The following is a 646-nucleotide window of genomic DNA, read 5'->3' as shown; positions in this document are numbered from 1 at the left end:
GAAAGAGTCGCAGATTTATTCGCTTCACCATGGAGCAGAAGTCCATCGTAGAACTCCTTATTAGAGAAGTTCGCGATAGATCTGTGCATTCGGTACTGCCGTCTAAGTGTGGTTTTTGCATCGTCTCCAAACCGGTCCAAGAGGTGCTCAAACAGCGACGGATAGAACGCTTCATCTGAAGCATTTTCTCCAGAGTGGTACGGCGGTAGTTGTTTGTGGTCCCCTGCCAACACGAGTTTCGAGCCGAATTTAAATGGGACTGCAGCCGCTGGGATACTCGCCTGCGTTGCTTCGTCGACCACAATCAAGCTAAATCGCGCGAGATCGAGTCGGTCTGCGCTATTCGTCGTCGTTGCCACAATTTGAGCCCGGTCTGTCTCTTCATCTGCATAGTGAGTGGAAACGACTCGAGATGTAATTTGATCTCGTCGCCCAATTCGAGATAGTCGGTATCCTTCTGTTTGGATTATTCCGTGGAGGGAGTCCTCGTCAGGGTCATTTGCACTGCTCTCTCCTGCGATTAAATTATCTACTGCTTGATTTGAGTGGGCGCAGACCAAGACACGTTGTCCCGACTCGACTGCAGATTGAATGACAGCTGTTAGTGTTCGGGTTTTTCCTGTTCCTGGTGGCCCATGGATACAGT

General features: G+C 50.0%; 1 protein-coding gene. It reads right to left on the bottom strand.

The genetic code is table 11. The annotated features are described in order from the left end of the window. A partial coding sequence (locus ACERIT_RS16185; RefSeq protein WP_373675880.1) for an AAA domain-containing protein occupies window positions 1-641 on the bottom strand: 641 nt, incomplete at its 3' end. Window positions 642-646: the final 5 nt, after the last annotated feature.

The sequence above is a fragment of the Halopenitus sp. H-Gu1 genome, assembly GCF_041821145.1.
GTDB lineage: Archaea > Halobacteriota > Halobacteria > Halobacteriales > Haloferacaceae > Halopenitus.
This window is presented reverse-complemented; position numbering and strand designations above follow the sequence as displayed.